Origin of the sequence: Paraclostridium sordellii (genome assembly GCF_000953675.1) — a bacterium.
Lineage (GTDB): Bacteria > Bacillota > Clostridia > Peptostreptococcales > Peptostreptococcaceae > Paraclostridium > Paraclostridium sordellii.
In genome coordinates this window covers 2,070,520-2,089,205 of the sequence record NZ_LN679998.1, presented here as the reverse complement: position 1 = coordinate 2,089,205, position 18,686 = coordinate 2,070,520, and the positions used below count along the sequence as shown (strand labels likewise).

Annotated in this window: 17 protein-coding genes; 13 read left to right on the top strand and 4 right to left on the bottom strand. The window is 25.8% G+C overall.

Annotated elements, in window-relative coordinates; all coding sequences use genetic code 11:
* Window positions 1-66: 66 nt before the first annotated feature.
* Window positions 67-564: a hypothetical protein gene (locus ATCC9714_RS10005; protein ID WP_057545176.1), complete on the top strand. Its 498-nt coding sequence runs from the start codon at window positions 67-69 to the stop codon at window positions 562-564.
* A gap of 241 nt (window positions 565-805) precedes the next feature.
* Complete coding sequence (locus ATCC9714_RS10000; protein WP_021125596.1) at window positions 806-1,042, top strand: hypothetical protein; 237 nt, start codon at window positions 806-808, stop codon at window positions 1,040-1,042.
* Between the two features lie 433 nt (window positions 1,043-1,475).
* Here ATCC9714_RS10000 and ATCC9714_RS09995 read toward each other — a convergent pair whose 3' ends face one another.
* On the bottom strand, window positions 1,476-1,922 hold the full coding sequence (locus tag ATCC9714_RS09995) for a GNAT family N-acetyltransferase (RefSeq protein ID WP_021125595.1): 447 nt from the start codon (window positions 1,920-1,922) through the stop codon (window positions 1,476-1,478).
* A gap of 151 nt (window positions 1,923-2,073) precedes the next feature.
* Between ATCC9714_RS09995 and ATCC9714_RS09990 the strand changes: the two genes are divergently transcribed.
* On the top strand, window positions 2,074-2,742 hold the full coding sequence (locus ATCC9714_RS09990; RefSeq protein WP_057545175.1) for a DUF3153 domain-containing protein: 669 nt from the start codon (window positions 2,074-2,076) through the stop codon (window positions 2,740-2,742).
* A gap of 27 nt (window positions 2,743-2,769) precedes the next feature.
* On the opposite strand, the gene ATCC9714_RS09985 is transcribed toward ATCC9714_RS09990, so the two are convergent.
* Window positions 2,770-3,378 (bottom strand): class I SAM-dependent methyltransferase, encoded by a 609-nt coding sequence (locus tag ATCC9714_RS09985; protein ID WP_057545174.1) that lies wholly within the window; start codon window positions 3,376-3,378, stop codon window positions 2,770-2,772.
* Window positions 3,379-3,537: 159 nt separating this feature from the next.
* On the opposite strand from ATCC9714_RS09985, the gene ATCC9714_RS09980 reads away from it, so the two are divergent.
* The 6 genes from ATCC9714_RS09980 (at window position 3,538) to ATCC9714_RS09955 (ending at window position 11,604) form a co-directional block, all read left to right on the top strand.
* Entirely contained in the window at window positions 3,538-3,786 is a 249-nt protein-coding gene (locus tag ATCC9714_RS09980) for a hypothetical protein (protein ID WP_021125589.1), read from the top strand.
* A 13-nt stretch (window positions 3,787-3,799) separates the two neighbouring features.
* Entirely contained in the window at window positions 3,800-4,612 is an 813-nt protein-coding gene (locus ATCC9714_RS09975) for an HAD family hydrolase (RefSeq protein ID WP_057545173.1), read from the top strand.
* A gap of 125 nt (window positions 4,613-4,737) precedes the next feature.
* Window positions 4,738-4,914: a hypothetical protein gene (locus tag ATCC9714_RS09970; protein WP_021125586.1), complete on the top strand. Its 177-nt coding sequence runs from the start codon at window positions 4,738-4,740 to the stop codon at window positions 4,912-4,914.
* A 130-nt stretch (window positions 4,915-5,044) separates the two neighbouring features.
* Window positions 5,045-7,024, top strand: a complete 1,980-nt coding sequence (locus ATCC9714_RS09965; protein WP_057545172.1) for an alpha-amylase family protein — start codon at window positions 5,045-5,047, stop codon at window positions 7,022-7,024.
* A 271-nt stretch (window positions 7,025-7,295) separates the two neighbouring features.
* Window positions 7,296-10,460, top strand: coding sequence for a DEAD/DEAH box helicase (locus ATCC9714_RS09960; RefSeq protein ID WP_057545171.1), 3,165 nt, complete (start codon window positions 7,296-7,298; stop codon window positions 10,458-10,460).
* Window positions 10,461-10,476: 16 nt separating this feature from the next.
* Window positions 10,477-11,604 carry an XRE family transcriptional regulator gene (locus ATCC9714_RS09955; RefSeq protein ID WP_057545170.1) on the top strand — a complete coding sequence of 376 codons (1,128 nt, stop codon included), beginning with the start codon at window positions 10,477-10,479 and terminating at the stop codon, window positions 11,602-11,604.
* Window positions 11,605-11,653: 49 nt separating this feature from the next.
* Here ATCC9714_RS09955 and ATCC9714_RS09950 read toward each other — a convergent pair whose 3' ends face one another.
* Together ATCC9714_RS09950 and ATCC9714_RS09945 are read right to left on the bottom strand one after the other, a co-directional pair.
* Window positions 11,654-12,703 (bottom strand): YeiH family protein, encoded by a 1,050-nt coding sequence (locus ATCC9714_RS09950; protein ID WP_057545169.1) that lies wholly within the window; start codon window positions 12,701-12,703, stop codon window positions 11,654-11,656.
* 178 nt (window positions 12,704-12,881) lie between these two features.
* On the bottom strand, window positions 12,882-13,766 hold the full coding sequence (locus tag ATCC9714_RS09945; protein ID WP_055339734.1) for a LysR family transcriptional regulator: 885 nt from the start codon (window positions 13,764-13,766) through the stop codon (window positions 12,882-12,884).
* Between the two features lie 159 nt (window positions 13,767-13,925).
* On the opposite strand from ATCC9714_RS09945, the gene ATCC9714_RS09940 reads away from it, so the two are divergent.
* The 4 genes from ATCC9714_RS09940 to panF all read left to right on the top strand — a co-directional run bounded on the left by ATCC9714_RS09940 (window position 13,926) and on the right by panF (window position 18,535).
* On the top strand, window positions 13,926-15,566 hold the full coding sequence (locus ATCC9714_RS09940; protein WP_057545168.1) for an FAD-dependent oxidoreductase: 1,641 nt from the start codon (window positions 13,926-13,928) through the stop codon (window positions 15,564-15,566).
* Window positions 15,567-15,568: 2 nt separating this feature from the next.
* Window positions 15,569-16,510: a 4Fe-4S binding protein gene (locus ATCC9714_RS09935; protein WP_057545167.1), complete on the top strand. Its 942-nt coding sequence runs from the start codon at window positions 15,569-15,571 to the stop codon at window positions 16,508-16,510.
* A gap of 208 nt (window positions 16,511-16,718) precedes the next feature.
* On the top strand, window positions 16,719-17,033 hold the full coding sequence (locus ATCC9714_RS09930; RefSeq protein ID WP_021125568.1) for a YhdT family protein: 315 nt from the start codon (window positions 16,719-16,721) through the stop codon (window positions 17,031-17,033).
* Window positions 17,033-18,535, top strand: coding sequence for a sodium/pantothenate symporter (panF, locus tag ATCC9714_RS09925; RefSeq protein WP_057545166.1), 1,503 nt, complete (start codon window positions 17,033-17,035; stop codon window positions 18,533-18,535). The genes ATCC9714_RS09930 and panF overlap by 1 nt, the downstream gene beginning before the upstream one ends.
* The last annotated feature ends 151 nt before the right edge of the window (window positions 18,536-18,686 follow it).

Here is an 18,686-nt window from a genome sequence, read left to right as displayed (position 1 = left end):
GTAAGTGATTATATGAGAATAATAAATTTAAATATAATAGAAAAATTTATTGAAGGAGTTGTATAAATGAAAAAATCAATTAGTTTAATACTAATATTAATCACATCATTTATGACATTTAGTTTTAATAATTTAGATGTAGTATATGCTCAAAAAAATTTAATAAAAAGTAAAAGTGTAGAAGAAGATTATCTACAGGAATTAATTAAAATAGGAGATCAAATATATATATTAGGATCAAACTCTCTTGATAGTGAACTTGTAAAAAAAGAAAAAAATAAATTACTAAACGATGCAGCCTTTATAAAAAGTCAGATAAGAAACCTTAGAATTAAATTGTCAGAGTATCATGATAAAGAAAGTGGAAACGAAGAAAAAAATCCTTTATCTTTAGCATTATTAAATACATTAAATTACTATAGTATGTCTTTATCTTATTTAAATCTTTTTTTAAATTCACAATCTTCATCTGATAAAAATCAATATTTACAAGATTATTATTTTTCCAAAGCTGCCGGAGACCAAACCTTACTATGGATTAAAGAGCAATTAAATCAAATTTAAAAATATAATAAGAATTTAGATTAAAAAAATAGTTCTAGGAAAATATCCATAGAACTAGAACTCAGTGAATTATAAATTAAAATTTATAAAGATACTTCTATAAAAACAATACAAAATCCTTTAATAATATCAAAATTTATTTTTTTATTTTTGAAATTGATAAATTAAAAATGAAGGAATTTGTTGATTTATGTAGAAAGTTATAAATTGTAAATCAAAATAAATAGGAGGAGATTTTATTATGACTATTGATATCAAGTTAACTTTTTCAAAAAAATCAAATGTAAGTGAGAAAGATAAAAATGCTATTAGAGAATTAGTAAATTCTGAAAATTTAAGTTTTCTATTATTTTGCAATGAAATAAAAATTGATAATGATCTTGAGGATAAAGATGCAAGAATTATAAATATAGAAAGTAAAAGATTTGGTTTAGGAGAACCAGATATAGAGATAGTCATTGGAAATTATATTAAATAACTTGAATATTAAATTTAATATAATCTAAAGTAAAAAGAGCTTAGGGAACTAGGCTCTTTATTATTATTTTTATATTTAAAAGGAATAATGAAATTTTAATTGAATATTAATATAAAAAAGGGTGTGAAAGAATGCCTAATAAGAAAAAGAAACAGAAAAGTAATTTAAACATTCAATTGTTAATTGCAGAAGTTATTCTTTTATCTAGTTTTATAGACTTAATTAAAATTGTGATAGAAAAATTTTTCTAAATTCTAAATATGTTTCTTTTAAAATTGGCATTAATGGTGAGATATGAAAATCCAAATTAAAACAAAACTTATAGAAACAAATAAATTTATAATAATATTTATTTAAAAGGTAAGTACTGATTTAAAATCAAATTAGTTCTTACCTTTTAACATATCTTAATTTAGAACATACCAAAATATAATTAAATATCTAATCTCATTTTGATATGTGGAATATTACATTCATCATATACATTAGAGATTTCTTTAAAACCAAGTGAAGAATAAAGGCCTTTTATATATTCTTGTGCAGATATTGTTATATGAGATTCACATAACTCATTTTTTATAAAATCTATAGAACAATTCATAAGTTTTTTTGCTAAGTGATTTTTTCTGTATGACTTTAAAACAAGTACTCTACCTATAGAAGAATTACAATAAGGGCTAAACTCCTTAGGGATTATTCTAGCGTAAGCTACTATTAAATTTTTATCTTTAATAAATGCATGATAACAATTCTTATCTATATCATCAAAGTCATTTTCAGTAAAGATTTTTTGTTCACAAGCAAAAATTTCATATCTTGATTTTGCAATCTCATACAACTCTTCTAATGTCAAATCGTTAAATTGTTTTATTGTACACATATTAGTTTCCTTTCTTGTAAATATAATAATATATATTATACATAAAAGTATATCAGCAATATATACATAACAAAGAAAATCTAAGTAAATAAATATTTTTCCAAAAAATGTGATAATATATTACTATAAATAAAAACTTGGAGGACATCGTATGAGAAAATTTATTGTTTTAATAACTATGATTATAACAACTACAATTTTAGCTGGTTGTGTAAATTCAGATATAACATTAGATGTAGACAAAAAAGGAAATGCAAGTTTAACAGCACAAATATTAAGTAATGATACATTAATGAAAGGAATTAATGAAGATGATTTAAAACAAAGTTATGACAGTGTTGAAAAAATAACAGATGAAGGTAAAACTGGATATAGAATAACAAAAAATTTAGGTAATATAACTAATTTAGACTTGAAAAACAATAAAGATATGAGTAAATATGCAGATATTGTAGATATTAATACTCAAAATAAGTTCTTTTATACTATATATGACGTAAATATAAAATTAAAAGATTATATGAAAAAAAATCTTAGTAGTGAAGAAATGGGAATTTTAAGTCTTTTTGGTTCGAATTTTGATTTGAATTTTCATTTAAATACACCTATTAAACTTATAAGTTCTAATGCTACAACTACTTCAGATAAAGATGGTGTATATACTTACAATTGGGATTTTAGTTTAGGAAACTTAGAAAATATTCAGGCATCAGCTAAAATCCCTAATGTAACAAATATTTTAATAGTATCAATAATATCAATAATAGTAGTAATTATACTAGCTATATTTATAATAAGAAAAAGAAAAAGTGGAAAGTAAAAAAGTTGGGTATATTCCCAACTTTTTTTATACATAAAGTCTATAAATTAAAAATCTTTCACAGGAGTCTTTTTCATATAATCCTGGCAATTGCACTTCTTCATAAAGTAAAAAAGCTGTATTATTTTCAAGGAAATATATATAATCTTCAGAAGGATAATATAAAATTAAATCAATAATTCTAGGATTTTCATCATAAGAATCCAAGATATTATTTACAATTTTTGTAAAAATATTAACTGAAAATGGATTAAAAAAGTAAAATTTATTCTCAGAATTTTTTATTAGATAATTTTCTCCTAAAATACACTTAAAATCTATTTGGCTACATAGCCTTTTGTGTTTTTCTAGATAATTTTCTTTATTAATTAAACATTGTTTATAGTAATTTTCATCCATTTCAATCCCTGTAACACTACATTTAAAAAAACTATTAAGATAAAATATAAGACGGCCTTTACCACAGCCAAAGTCAACAACATTATCAGTTTTCTCCATTAAATATTGTTTAAATAATATGTCTAGTGCTATATATGAAGTTGCTTGATAGGGGTGATAATGAGTTATACTCTCATCCCAAAGCTTTTCACCTGTGGTGTCTATATTCAATAATTTTTCATAAAATTGTTCATCCATAAAAATTCCTCTTTCATAAGTATTCATTTTTATATTTTATAACTTTATTTAAATATCAGCAATATAACAATACATAATTTATAATATTGTATACATCTTTTAGTTTTAAAGTTTATTATGTATAATAGTATATGAGTGAAGGTTTAGGAGGAGTAAAAATTGTATTATAATGAAAATCTAAAACAACTCAATATAAGACTATGTGTATGTATAGTAATATGTGCATTTTTAGCTATATTAAAAATAGTTGAAGGCGAATTTATAACAAAAATGATTTTAGTAGGATTAATACTTCAGCAATTTACTATAGCTTATAATGAATATAAGTTAAAAAGAAATCATAGAGCTATAACATCTCTAATTGTAGCTTTATTTATAGGTTTTGTTTTTATAAAAATGTTTAGATAAATAGGAGGGCATCATGGTTAAATTGATAGCGACAGATATGGATGGGACATTATTAAATAGTAATCACAAAATACCAAGTGATTTTAAAGAAACTATAGAAAAATTAAAAGAAAACAATATAATGTTTGCAATAGCGACAGGAAGGAATTACTTAGATATATCATATAAATTTGAAGATTATAAAGATGAATTAATGTTTATATGTGAAAATGGAACAGGTATATTTTACAAAGATGAGTGCATATACTCTAAATTTTTGGAAAAGGATGCCATAGAAAAATTAGTTGATATAGGTAGAGGGATTAAAGATGCATACCCTATGTTATGTGGAACAAAAGGATTATATCTAGAAGATGACAAGGCTTTAGAGTTACTTAATATACACTTCCCAATGAATGTTCCCGTTATAAAAGTTGATTCATTACTTGATGTAGAAGATGGAATATTTAAAGTTAATATGTTTGATATGATTGATGCTGAAAGTAATAGTTACCATATCTTTAAAAATAAAGATATAAAGGAAATTACGATGACTCCTTCTGGAAAATTTTGGTTGGATATATCAAGTTTTGGAACTAATAAAGGCATAGCAATAAAAAAAGTTCAAGATATGTTTGATATAAAATATGATGAAACTATGGTTTTTGGAGATCATTTAAATGATATAGAAATGATGAAAAGTGCATATTATAGTTATGCAATGAAAAATGGACATGAAGATGTTAAAGAAGTAGCAAATTTTGAAACTAAATATACAAATGAAGAATGTGGAGTTATCAAAACTATAAAGAAAGAAATCTTAGAAAATAAAGAATTAGCACTATAATATTAATTCTTTCTATATTAAAATTTTTTATTAGCTTAAATTAAACTAATAAGGTAAATTTTATACAGATTAAAATTCTTTAAAAATCACAACCTAATCTTAATTAATTAAGAAAGGATGATTAAATGAAAAAGTCTAAAAAATATGATGAATATAAAAATGAAGCACAGTCTTTTCATGCTATGGTAAATCATTCTCAAAGAAATTCCCAATTTCAATCTGAATTCGAAGAAAGTCAAACTGTAGATAAAAAAGTTTCAGCAAAAAGACAAGGTGCATTAACTAAACAAATAACTAATTAATAAAAAAGGTAGCTAAAAAGCTACCTTTTTTATTTAATAATTATTAAATATTTAGTAGGTATATTTATAAAAAAATAGAATTATTATTAATAAAATTATTTTTTTAAACTATTACTAATAGGGGGAGAATATGGATAAATTAAATTTTAGACAAGTTCATTTAGATTTTCATACTAGTGAATATATAAATAATGTAGGAGAAAGTTTTGATAGTGATAAATTTGCACAGATTCTTAATGAATCATGTGTAAATTCTATAACATGCTTTGCTAGATGTCACCATGGATGGTTATACTATCCATCTAAAAACAATTCAGAAATGATTCATCCAAATTTAAAAAACAAAAACTTATTGATAGAACAAATAAAAGCATGCCATAAATTAGATATAAAAGTACCCATATATACAACTGTTCAATGGGATGGATATATAAGTAGTAGATTTCCTCAATGGTTAAGTAGAGATGTTAATGGAGACGTTATATGCACTCAAAATGTAGAAAAACCACATTTTTATGATACAATATGCTTAAATTCACCATATAGAGAGTATTTTAAGAAACACATAATTGATATAATTGAATCCCTTGGAGAAAAAAATATAGATGGATTTTTTATGGATATTTTATTTGCAGTAGATTGCTGTTGCGATTATTGTAAAGAAAAAATGAAAAGTTTAAATATAGATATTAATATTAAAGAAGAAAGAATGGCTTACTCAAATCAAATGTTAAATGAATTTAGAAATGAAATAACACATTTGATAAAATCTAAAGTAGAAGATGCAACAATTTTTTATAATAGTTCTCATATAGGACCTAAATTTTGGGATTCATTAGATTCATTTACCCATTTAGAATTAGAATCACTTCCAAGTGGAGGATGGGGATACGATCATTTTCCTACAACTGTAAGATTTTCAAGGCTTTTAGGAAAAGAAATTTTAGGTATGACAGGTAAATTTCACACTTATTGGGGCGACTTTCATTCCTTGAAAAATAAAGCTGCATTAGAATTTGAATGTTTTAATATGTTAGCTCAAGGATGTAAATGTTCAATAGGAGACCAACTTCATCCAAGCGGAGAACTATCAAAACCTGCTTATGACTTAATAGGAAAAGTATATAAATCAGTAAAAGAAAAAGAACAATATTTATCAAATATAGAGGTTATATCTGAGATAGGAGTACTAACACCAGAAGCCTTTAACAATACAAATAAAACATCACAAGCCCTAATAGGTGCTGTTAGAATGCTTCAAGAATTGTCGTATCAGTTTGATATAATTGATATGAACATTGATTTTAACAGATATAAATTAATTATAATACCAGATGAAATAAAAGGAAGTTATAAATTAAAAGAAAAGTTAGAAGATTATGTTAAAAATGGTGGAAAAGTAATTGGAACATATGATAGTTTAGATTTAGATGAAGAAATAGATTTCTTTGGAAATAAAAGATTAGGAAAATCTAAATATGATCGTGATTTTATAATACCAAATGACATAATAGGTAAAAATCTACCTAAAGAAGAATTTGTTATGTACTTAGGAAAAATTGATATAAGTACTTGTAAATCTTCAATTGTATTAAATACAATAAAGCCTTATTTCAATAGAGGAGAAGATAATAAGTTTTGTTCACATCAACATTCACCATCAAGTAAAGAAATAGGGAATCCAGCAGCTACAATATACAACGATAAATTATATTTTGCACATCCCATATTTAATATATATAGAAAAAATGGAGCTAAGTGGTGTAAAGAGATTATAAAAGATGCAATTAATTTACTTATAGGAAATAAGCTTGTAAGTCATAATGGTCCATCCACGATACTAACTACAATTCAAAAAGATTTAGATAAAGAAGGATATATTTTACATATACTTCACTATATAACAGAAAAAAAATCTCAAGATATTTACACAATAGAAGACATAATACCTTTATTTAACATTGAATTTAATTTAGAAATAGATAATTTTGATATAAGTAGTATTAGAAAATACAACAATGAGGAAAATATAGATTTTATAAAAGAAGATAATAAAATTAAGTTTAAAGTTGATAAAATTTATGGACATGAAATGATAATAATTAGATAAATTTAAAAATGCTTATATATAAAGGTCAGTATAGTTTATTTTTTAGTAAGTTTTACTTATAATAAATGGTAAATATAGTGGTTATGTTTATAGTTGGTAGTACAGTTAAAAATATTATAAATGGATACATTGACTGTAAAGGTCAAAACATGAATAAAATTAAATTATGAAAATAAAGGCTATAGTTTAAAAATATTAGACTATAGCCTTTATTATTTTTATTAAAAAATATATAATAAAGGTTACGATTTAAAAGAAATTAGGTGAGTAGATGGATTTTAAAATAGCAAATGAAGTATTATTAAAAAATACAGATAAATATAGATTAGATAGGGCAAAGGACTATTATAAACAAGGATACATAGAAGAAAGTAGTTATTTTAAGGAAGATGGAAAAATTAGCTTTTATGGAAATATAGCATCAAAATACCAAAGAGAAGTTTATGATAGCTTTTTAATTATAGATATTGATAATAAGAATATTATAAGTTGTGGATGTACTTGTGAAGATTTTAATAAAAATACCACATTAGACAATGAATTTATATGTAAACATATAGCAGCAATTACTTTAAAAGGTATTGATGAATTAAAATCTAGTATCATAGATAATCTAAAACTAAAAACTTTAGATGTAAAAGAAAAAACTAAACCAAAATTTAATACTAGTTTTATAAATAAAGATTTATTGAATTATTTTAAGCCAATTCCAAAAGAAAAAGTTAATTTAGAAGTAGATATAACCAGTTATTTAAATGATACATTAGAAGTTGAATTTAAAATTGGTAATTACAAAATGTATACAATTAAAGACTTTAGACAATTTGCTAATTCTAGAGTAGAAGGAAAAAGTATAGTTTATGGAAGAAATTTTATATACGATCCTAAAAGTAGCTATTTTGAAGATGATGAAAAATTAGCTAAGTTTATAGAAGATTATGGACTAAGTTTAGTTGATAATATAAATGCTAGAAAAAATAGATATATGATTCTTAACTCTAGCTTACTTAGAAGACTTATGAAGTGTTTAATATACAAGGAATTTACTTTTAATTTTGATAGAAAAACATATAAACCACAAATTATAGAAGGAGATATTCCTTTAAATTTAGATATAAGAAAAGAAGAAAATAAAATAATTATATCAAATAAAGAAGACCTACCTATACCATTATCAAATAAAGGGGATGTAGTTTTTTATAAGGAAAACATATATATACTGTCAGATATAAATGGAGTTTACTATAAAAAACTGTATGAGATTTTAAATGAATATAAGAGTATAGAGTTTGAAAAAGAAGAAATAAGTGAATGCTTAACAAATTTAATACCTAAAATCAAAGATATATCAAGTAATGTAAATATAGATGAAAGTATAATAAACAATATAATAAAAGATTTAATTGTAAAATATTACTTTGATTTAGAAGATTCTAAGATAGTTTGTGATGTGAAACTATACTATGAAGGTGAAGATGAAGGTAAATTTGTAATTAGAGATGTTGAAAAAGAAGAAGACGCTATATACAGACTATATACAAATTATTTTGAGAAAGATAAAGATAAGTATGTGTTTAGAGGAGGAGATAATCAATTATATGACTTTTTGAGTAAAGAGATTAATAGGCTTAAAAATATTGGTGAAGTTTATTATTCAGATAAATTTAAAGAAAAAAAAGTATATAATGCATCAAACATAAAAGTAGGCTTAGGTGAAGAAATAAATCATTATTTAGAATTTAAGTTTAAAATAGAAGAAGTAGATAAAATAGAGTACAAAGAGATATTAAAAGCATTTAAGGCTAATAAAAGATTTTATAAATTAAAAAATGGAAATTTTATTAATTTAGAAGAAGATGAAACTAAAGAGATATTTAAACTTATGGAAACATTAGGTTTTACAAGTAGTATAAAAGAGATGCAAATTCATCAAAGTAAAGCTATGTACATAAATGAACTTTTAACTGAAAATAAGATCCCATATATAGAAGGAATAGAAAATACTAAAAAAATATTAGATAAATTCAATAATATAGATAGTTTAAACTATGAAATTCCAAAAAATTTAAAAGCTAATCTTAGGGATTATCAACAAGAAGGATTTAATTGGTTTAAAACTCTAGATTATTGTGGTTTTGGTGGTATATTAGCTGATGAGATGGGGTTAGGTAAAACTCTTCAAACGATAACTTTTTTATTATCAAAAAATAACAGTAAAAGTATTGTTGTAACTCCTACATCTCTTATACATAATTGGAAAAGTGAGTTTGAAAAATTTGCACCTAGTTTAAAAATAGGTATAGCACATGGTAGTAAAAAAGAAAGAGAATTAATAATTGACAAAGTTGAAAATTTTGATGTAATATTAACTACTTACGGGTCATTAAGAAATGATTTTAATAAATACGAAGAGATAAACTTTGACTATATGGTTATTGATGAAGCTCAAAATATTAAAAATCCAACTTCTATAACAACGGATTCAGTTAAAGGCATTAAATCAAAGTGTAAATTTGCACTTACGGGAACTCCTATAGAAAATAACTTATTAGAACTTTGGTCGATTTTTGATTTTATAATGCCAGGATATTTATACAATGTGACTAAATTCAATGCTATCTTTATAAGAGATGAAAATAATATTAAAAGATTAAAGAAACTTATAAAACCTTTTATATTAAGAAGAACTAAAAAACAAGTTATAAAAGAACTACCAGATAAAATAGAAAAAAAGTTTCTTGTTGAGTTAAGTAAAGAACAAAGAAAAATATATAAAACTTATGTAGACGAAATTCAAAGAAAACTTCAAGATAAATATGAAAGTAATGATAAAATAACAGTATTATCTTATTTAACTAAACTTAGACAATTATGCTTAGATCCAAGTATAATCGTAACTGATTATAAAGGGAAAAGTTCAAAAATCAATGCTTGTATAGAGTTATTAAAAGATGGAATTGAAAATAATGATAAAGTATTAGTATTTTCACAATTTACAAGTGTATTGCAAAATATAGCATCTAAGTTAGATAAAGAAAAAATAGAATATAATTATTTAGATGGACAAACTACAGCTAAGGACAGAATTAAATTAGTAAATGAATTTAATGAAAATAATAACAAAAAAGTGTTTTTAATATCACTAAAAGCTGGAGGTACAGGGCTTAACTTAACTTCAGCAAATACTGTTATTCACTTTGATCCATGGTGGAACATATCAGTTGAAAATCAGGCTAGTGATAGAGCTCACAGACTTGGGCAAAAACAAGTTGTAGAAGTTATTAAGTTAATAGCAAAAGGAACAATAGAAGAAAAGATAATTAAGCTTCAAGAAGAGAAAATAAAGCTAATAGATGATATAATAAGTAATGAATTGTCAGATTCAGCAACACTTAAGAGTTTATCAAATGATGAAATATTAGACTTACTGAAGTAAAAGAAAGGTAGAAAATATGAGTAAAAAGATTTTTAACGGAAAAAAACTAAAAAATGCTAGGGTTTATAGAGGCAAAACTATAGATGTTTTAGCAAATGAAACAAAAATAAATAAGAAGGATATACTGGCTTTTGAAAGTGATAAATATAAACCAACATTAGAAAATGAAATGAAATTAGCTAATGCTTTAAATTTTCCAAAAGATTACTTTAGTCAAAGTGATGATAATAATGTAGTAGTTGAAAATACACATATTAGAACCGAATCTACATTACCTAGAGTAGATGACATAGCCTTTAAAGAAAAATTAGTAATGACTCATAGATTAATTAAATTCATACAAGGATATATAAGCTTTCCTGAAATGAATTTACCTAACAATTTAAATAAAAATGATGATATTGAAGATTTGGCAGAAAAGGTAAGAAATTATTTTAACCTAGGAGATGGACCAATAGGAAATATGGTTTCTTTACTTGAAATAAATGGAATTTTTATATCGGCGACGAATATTGACAAAAAGGGAGCGCTAGCATTTAGTCAAAAACAAAGTATAGATAAAGAATCAAGATACTTTATTTCTTTAGGAAATGATAGAAAATCAGCACCTATAAGAAACTATGATTTGGCATATGAATTAGCATATATAGTATCAACAGAAACTAATATACAATCTAAAAAGTTTTCTAAAGATGAATTTGCATGTGCTTTCTTAATGCCAAGAGAAAGTTTTTTAGCTGATTTAGAAGGAGTACATGAATTAGAAGATTATATAGAATTAAAGAAAAAATGGATAGTTCCTGTTTGGGCTATGATTCTTAGAGGATATCAATTAGGTAAAGTAAGTTATAAAAAGTATATGTATTTAATGAATGAGATGGATAAAAAAGGATGGTCTAAAAAAGAGCCATTAGATGACAATATAAAATCTACTAATCCAATGTTACTTAAAAAATCATTTGATATGCTAATTGAAAGTAAAATTATGAATGAAGGTTTATTTATGAATAATTTAGCTAACTATGGTCTTAGTATATATCCAAAAGATGTAGAAGAATTACTTGGATTAAAAGAAGGAACTTTATCTAAAAATATAAATAAAAATAATCAAGATAATGTTAGAACAGTTAACTTTAGAAAATAAATTAAGATAGGGATGACTTTTGTCATCCCTTAAAAAATATATTAAAAATTTACATTAATATAAGCACATATCCAATAGCGACTATTGCAACAGAACACCAAGTTATACCACCTAAAATCATAGGCTTTGCACCTTTTGTAAATAAATCTTTTATATTTATTTTATAACCAACACCTACCAAAGCAGTAGTTACCAAGAATTTATAACCTTTTTTGAAAAATGGAGATGTTGATTCAGGAAAAACTCCAAATGTATTTAGGATAGCCATACCTAAAAATCCTAATATAAACCAAGGAAATACATCCATAATTATTTTTCCAAAAGATTTTTTAGGCTCATTAGATGAATTGCCTAAAGCGTGTGCACTTACAAGTTGAGCTTCTTTTCTTTTTTCATTTACAACAACTATCGTAAATACAATAGCTACTACAACCAAGAAAGTAGTTCTAGTAAGTTTAACTATAACTGGTAATTCAGAAGCTGAAGATACACCTACAAGTTTTGCAAAAGTATCACCAGCGGCAACCACACTAGAAGTATCGCTTATAGCAGTACCAGCAAGTAAACCAAATTGATCTGGAGTTAAGTTTAAGCTATTAGCTATAAATGGAAATGCTAGAGCTGCAAAAACATCAAATAAAAATATTGCTGTTAAAGCATAAGCCATTTCATCATCATTTGCATTTATTATTGGACTAACAGTAGCTATAGCAGTACCTCCACATATAGCAGTACCAGAGCCGACCAATCTTCTTGTATTAATAGACACTCCTAGAGCTTTACCAACTAATAAGGCAGTTAAGAATGATATACATATATTTGTAATAATTAGTGGAAGTGCATTTCCACCAGTTTGAATTATTGCATTAAAGTTAAGTGTAGCACCAGCTAAAATAATACCAAACTTTAAAAGTTTTTTTGCTGCATATGTAGTTCCTTTTTTATAGTCTCCCTTAGCAGGTTTTATATTTCCAAGTAAAGCACCTAGAAACAAACCTATCATAGGAGCACCAACTATATGTTGAAGATTGCCTAAAAATGTAGAAACACTAGCTAAAATTACACAAGCTCCTAATCCCATCAACATTCCTGTCGACATAAAATCCCCCCCTAAAAAATAAATATTGTTAATTAAATATTTATCTAGCTCTTGATTTGAATTATAGTGCGAAGGAAAAGGTTTTTGCAACAGGTTTTTTAAAAATTTAAAAAATTAAATAAATAAAAATACAAATTTAAGCCTTTTAAAACGTGGGAATCAGAAGGAGTTAAGCTGTTTAAAAATTGTTTATTTTATTAAAAAAATCCACATACTCTGAAGCAAATATAGAATCTTTTAAATATATAAAATTAAATTCATGAGATAATTTCATAGAATTTATATCTAGCATTATCAATTCATTTTTTTCTAATTCATCCATTACAGCAACTTTATAAATTATAGATATGCCAAAATTATTTTTTACCAAATCTTTTATTAAATTAATATTACCTACTTGGAGTAGGGAGTTAAAATTTTTATTAGAATAATTTTGTTCATAAAGCCAAAGTTCAAATATATCTCGACTACCTGAACCTTGCTCTCGAAGAATTAAATTTTCTCCAAATAAGTCCTCGAGAGATAAATTAGATTTTTTAGCAAGATGATTTTCTGGAGAAGCAATAAAAATAAAATCTTCATAACTAAATAAGTGAGTTTCGTAATCTGCTTTATTAAAATGGCCTTCAATAAAACAAAATTCTAAAACACCTTTTTTTAGCATATCCAATAATGTTTTTGTATTATCAACAACCATGGATAAATTAGCATTTGGACAATCTTTTAAATAATTTTTTATAATATTTGGCATAACAAATTCACCAATACTACGAGTTGCGCCAAATGATAAAGATTTAGATATACATTTTGAATTTTTTAAATCATTTTCAATAGATAAAGACATGGTTTTTAATTTTAAAATGTTATTTAAAAAGTCTTGACCTAGCTTAGTTAGAGTTAAATTTTTTCCTATGTAATCAAATAATTTTATATTATACTTAGATTCTATATATTTGATGTGTTGACTAACGGCAGGCTGAGTAATACATAGTCTCTTTGCCGTTTTTGTATAACTTTTAGTTTCACATAAGTCTATAAATGTTTTTAATCTAAAATCTATCATAGTATCCCCCAATACACTTTTGATAAGTAAAGTGTACTATAAGTTAAATTTATAAATCAATAAGATTTTATAATTTTACATTATACTAGACAGTTGATACACTTTAGTTAAATAGGAATTGTTAAAAATATAATTAGTAAAAATTTTTGGAGGGGTAATATGAAAGTATTAGTAATTGGGGGAGTTGCTGCGGGAACTAAAACAGCTGCAAAACTAAAACGTGAAAATAGAGATTTAGATGTAACTCTTATAACTAAGGGAGAGAATATTTCATATGCAGGATGTGGACTTCCATACTATGTTGGAGGAGTTATAGAAAATAAATCAGATTTGATAGTAAATACTCCTAAGAGTTTTTCTGATTTAACTCAAGTAGAAGTTAAAACAGGAATAGAAGCTTTATCTATAGATAGAGATAAAAAAATAGTAAATGCAATAAATTTAAATAATAATGAAGAAGTTAAATTTAATTATGATAAATTGGTTATAGCAACAGGTGCAGACCCAGTAAAACCACCTATAGAAGGAATAGATTTGGAAGGTGTTTATTATATGAGAACTCCAAATGATGCTATAGCTGTTCGTGAAGTTGTTGAAACTGATAATATAAAAAGAGCTGTGGTAGTAGGAGGCGGGTTTATAGGACTTGAAGTTGCTGAAAACCTTCATGAAATGGGAGTTAAAACAACTTTAGTTGAAGCTATGGACCACATAATGCCAGGTTTTGATGATGAGGTATGTTCTTATGTTGAAGATGAATTAATGGAAAATGGGATAATGGTTTTAACTGGAGAAAGATTAATTTCTATAGAGGGAGATAATAAAGTAAAGAAAGTAAGAACAGATAAAAGAGCTATGAAAGCAGATATGATAGTAATGGCTGTTGGTATAAGAGCTAATACAAAGATAGCAAGTGATTGTGGCTTAGAATTAGAGACAAATAAAACTATAAAAGTTAATGAATATATGCAAACTAATGATGAAGATATATATGCAGTAGGTGATTGTGTAACAGTAAAAAATATACTAAGCGGAAAGCCTACATGGTCTCCGATGGGATCATCTGCAAATAAAGAAGGAAGATGTGTTGCTAAAACTATAAGTGGAGAAAAAACTCCATTTAACGGAGTATTAGGAACTGGAATAGTGAAATTATTAAATTTAAATGCAGCAAGAACTGGACTAACTGAAAAAGATGCAAAAGATTCAGGATATGAAGTAGAGAGCGTTATAGTTCCAATAGATGATAAAGCTCATTATTATCCAGATTCTAAAATGATAATTATTAAACTTATAGCAGATAAAAACAGCAAAAGAGTATTAGGAGCTCAGATATTTGGAGAAGGTAATGTCGATAAACAGATAGATATAGTTGCAACGGCAATAACTTTTAATGCTACAATAAGTGATTTACAAAATCTAGATTTAGCATATGCTCCACCTTTTTCAACAGCTATACATCCATTAGGGCATGTGGCAAATGTACTTTTAAATAAAATTGATGGAGCTGTAAAAATAGTAAGATACAATGATTTCATTGAAAATCAAGAAGATTATAAGTTAGCAGATGTAAATAAAACATCTCAATTAGAAGGCATACCGTTTATAGACTTAGCAACACTAAATGGAAAGTTAGATGGTTTTGATTACGATGATAAAATTCTTTTGGTTTGTGCTAGAGGGAAAAGAGCTTACTTAGCATATAATAGAATGAAGCATTTTGGATATAAAGATGTACAAATTTTAGAAGGTGGATTAGCTTTAAACAGAGAGATAAACACTGAAATGGGGGTAAATTAATTATGAAAATAACAGATGCAATGAGAAAAGAAGTTAAGGGACAAGGATTTTTATCAAATAATGATGGAAAACATTTTTCTTGTAGAGTTATAACTGAAAATGGAGCTATAACTGCAGATCAATTAATAAATGTGGCAGAAATAGCTAAGAAGTATGGAAGTGGAGATATATCTTTAACATCAAGACTTACTTTAGAAATACCTGGAATTAAATATGAAGATATAGAAAATACTAAAGAACATTTAAAAAAAGACAATTTAGTTTCAGGAGGTACAGGATCTAGAGTAAGACCTATAGTTCCATGCAAAGGTACAGTTTGTACATTTGGACTTTGTGACACGCAGGGAATAGGAACTAAACTTCATAAGGAGTTTTATGAAAAATGGTATGATGTAAAATTACCGCATAAATTTAAAATAGGAGTGGGAGGATGTCCAAATAACTGTATAAAACCTAGCTTAAATGATTTTGGAGTGATAGGACAGTTTGTACCAGATTTTGATGAAGATATGTGTTCAGGATGTAAAAAATGTGCTCCTAAAGATACTTGTAAAGTAGGAGCTATAAGTATGGTTGATGGTAAAGCTTTTATAGATAGAGAAAAATGCAATAACTGTGGGTTATGTATAGGAAAATGCCACTTTGATGCAATTGATGAAGGAAAAAAAGGTTTAAAGATATACTTAGGAGGTAAGTGGGGTAAAGCTTCAAGACCAGGAACTCCTATATCAGGAATACATAGTGAAGAAGAAATGATGAATATATTAGAAAAAACTCTTCTTATATATAGAGAACAAGGTAAAACAGGAGAACGTTTTGGAGATATGATAGATAGAATAGGAGTTGAAGATATAGAAGTTAAAGTCTTAGGAAATGAAATACTTGAAAGAAAAGAAGAAATATTAGAAGCTCAATTACATACTGTAGGTGGAGCTACTTGTTAATAAAAAAACTTGCAAAATTAAAATTTTGCAAGTTTTTTTATGTTTAATTTTAATATGAATTTAGAGAAATTTTAAGATTTTATAGACATATTCTTACGGATGAGGTATATTTTTAATGTATATTGTATACTTGAATAATTTTCTAAAATAGGAAAAGTTTATTTTGGACATATTAAATAAGTAAATATGAGTAAAGGAGATATACTATATGACGAAAAAAGGAAAAGAGTTTGAAGAAGATCCTAGATATAAACAATGCAATAAAGAGGCTATAATGGGATTAGTCCTAGGAATAGTCAATTTAATATGGTGGTTCGGGTTTGGCTATGGTTTAGGATCAAAACCAGTATCAGAATATACATATATGTTTGGTTTTCCAGCATGGTTTTTTATGAGTTGTATAGTAGGAGGAATACTGTTTTCTATATTAACCGTTATAATGATAAATAAATTTTTTAAAAATATGTCATTAGATGGATTAAGTGAGGATGAGTTAAAAGAATATAGAAAGGAATATAAATAATGAAATCTGTAAACTTTCAAGTTTTAATTCCTATTATAATATACTTTATAGTTGTGTTTGTAGTAGGTTTTTATTCAATGAAATTTGTAAATAGAGCTAAAAATAAAGCTGCCGGGGAAAAAGGATTTATGGATGAATATATGACTGGCGGAAGAGATTTAGGTGGATTTGTTTTAGCTATGACATTGGTTACAACTTACTTAAGTGCAGGAAGTTTTATTGGAGGACCTGGAACTGCCTATACTCAAGGATTGGGATGGGTATTTTTAGCTATGGCTCAAATGCCAACAGGTTATTTTACTCTTGCAGTACTTGGTAAAAAATTTGCAATTATAGCTAGAAAAATAAATGCAGTAACAATAACTGATTTTTTAAGAGAAAGATATAAGTCCGATTCAGTTGTTATATTAACATCTATATCTATAGTAGTATTTTTTATAGCAGCTATGGCAGCACAATGGGTAGGAGCTGCAAGACTTTTACAAGGAGCTATTGGAATAGATTATAAATTAGCTCTTACGGCTTTTGGAATAACAGTAATTGTACATACAGTAATAGGTGGATTTAGAGCTGTAACTATATCAGACGCAATACAAGGGGTAATAATGACTATTGCAACCATTGCTATATTTATAGGAACATTAATAGCCGGTGGAGGAGTAGAGAGCATTGTAAATAATATGCAAAATATAAATGAAGGGCTTATTACACCTTTTGGGGTAACTCCAGGTCAGATGAGTATGGCATGGGTAACCTCTTTTTGGATTTTAGTTGGCTTTGCGGTGGTTGGGATACCATCTGTATCTCAAAGGGCAATGAGCTATAAAGATACTAAGAGTTTACATGATGGAATAAAATATGGAACTATAGTATCTATGGTATTACTTTTAGGAATGCATTTAGTAGGTGCTTTTTCTAGAACTTTAGTTACGGGAATTGAATCTGGAGATTTAGTTATTCCAACTATAACTACTCAATTATTTCCTCCTATAATAGCAGGAATAGTTTTAGCAGGGCCACTAGCTTCAATAATGTCAACTGTAGATTCTCAATTATTAGTTGCTTCTGGTTCTATAGTAAATGATATATATACTAACTATATAAATCCTAAAATAAAAAAAGATGCTAAAAAAACTGCTACTATAAGTTTATTAGTTACAACAGTTTTAGGTATAATTATATATATTGTAGCTATAAAACCACCAGATTTAATAGTATGGTTAAATTTATACGCAAATGCAGGAATAATAGCTACATTTTTATGGCCAATTGTCTTAGGTCTATATTGGAAAAGAGCAAATGCAAGTGGTGCTATAGCATCTATAGTAAGTGGTATTTCAACATATATATTATTTAGCTATGTTTGGCCAAGACCATTTGGAATGCACACTATAGTTCTTCCTTTATTAATATCACTAATTTCTTTTATTATAGTGTCTAAAATTACAAAGCCTCCAACAGATGAAACAATTGAAACTTTCTGGGGAGTTTATAAAAAATAGTTTAAAAGCGATCTTTTTAATAAATTAAAAAGAGCGCTTTTTTTATTTATAATCTTATAAATTTGGGTAAATATATAAGATAAAGTGAAAATTTATAAAATGATAAGTAGAGTATTATTAGTATGTAAATATTATAATCATTGAAAAATAT

Coding starts and splice junctions, on each gene's coding strand:
- ATCC9714_RS10005 (WP_057545176.1), top strand. CDS start 67: ATGAAAAAATCAATTAGTTTAATACTAATATTAATCACATCATTTATG.
- ATCC9714_RS10000 (WP_021125596.1), top strand. CDS start 806: ATGACTATTGATATCAAGTTAACTTTTTCAAAAAAATCAAATGTAAGT.
- ATCC9714_RS09995 (WP_021125595.1), bottom strand. CDS start 1,922: ATGTGTACAATAAAACAATTTAACGATTTGACATTAGAAGAGTTGTAT.
- ATCC9714_RS09990 (WP_057545175.1), top strand. CDS start 2,074: ATGAGAAAATTTATTGTTTTAATAACTATGATTATAACAACTACAATT.
- ATCC9714_RS09985 (WP_057545174.1), bottom strand. CDS start 3,378: ATGGATGAACAATTTTATGAAAAATTATTGAATATAGACACCACAGGT.
- ATCC9714_RS09975 (WP_057545173.1), top strand. CDS start 3,800: ATGGTTAAATTGATAGCGACAGATATGGATGGGACATTATTAAATAGT.
- ATCC9714_RS09970 (WP_021125586.1), top strand. CDS start 4,738: ATGAAAAAGTCTAAAAAATATGATGAATATAAAAATGAAGCACAGTCT.
- ATCC9714_RS09965 (WP_057545172.1), top strand. CDS start 5,045: ATGGATAAATTAAATTTTAGACAAGTTCATTTAGATTTTCATACTAGT.
- ATCC9714_RS09960 (WP_057545171.1), top strand. CDS start 7,296: ATGGATTTTAAAATAGCAAATGAAGTATTATTAAAAAATACAGATAAA.
- ATCC9714_RS09955 (WP_057545170.1), top strand. CDS start 10,477: ATGAGTAAAAAGATTTTTAACGGAAAAAAACTAAAAAATGCTAGGGTT.
- ATCC9714_RS09950 (WP_057545169.1), bottom strand. CDS start 12,703: ATGTCGACAGGAATGTTGATGGGATTAGGAGCTTGTGTAATTTTAGCT.
- ATCC9714_RS09945 (WP_055339734.1), bottom strand. CDS start 13,766: ATGATAGATTTTAGATTAAAAACATTTATAGACTTATGTGAAACTAAA.
- ATCC9714_RS09940 (WP_057545168.1), top strand. CDS start 13,926: ATGAAAGTATTAGTAATTGGGGGAGTTGCTGCGGGAACTAAAACAGCT.
- ATCC9714_RS09935 (WP_057545167.1), top strand. CDS start 15,569: ATGAAAATAACAGATGCAATGAGAAAAGAAGTTAAGGGACAAGGATTT.
- ATCC9714_RS09930 (WP_021125568.1), top strand. CDS start 16,719: ATGACGAAAAAAGGAAAAGAGTTTGAAGAAGATCCTAGATATAAACAA.
- panF (WP_057545166.1), top strand. CDS start 17,033: ATGAAATCTGTAAACTTTCAAGTTTTAATTCCTATTATAATATACTTT.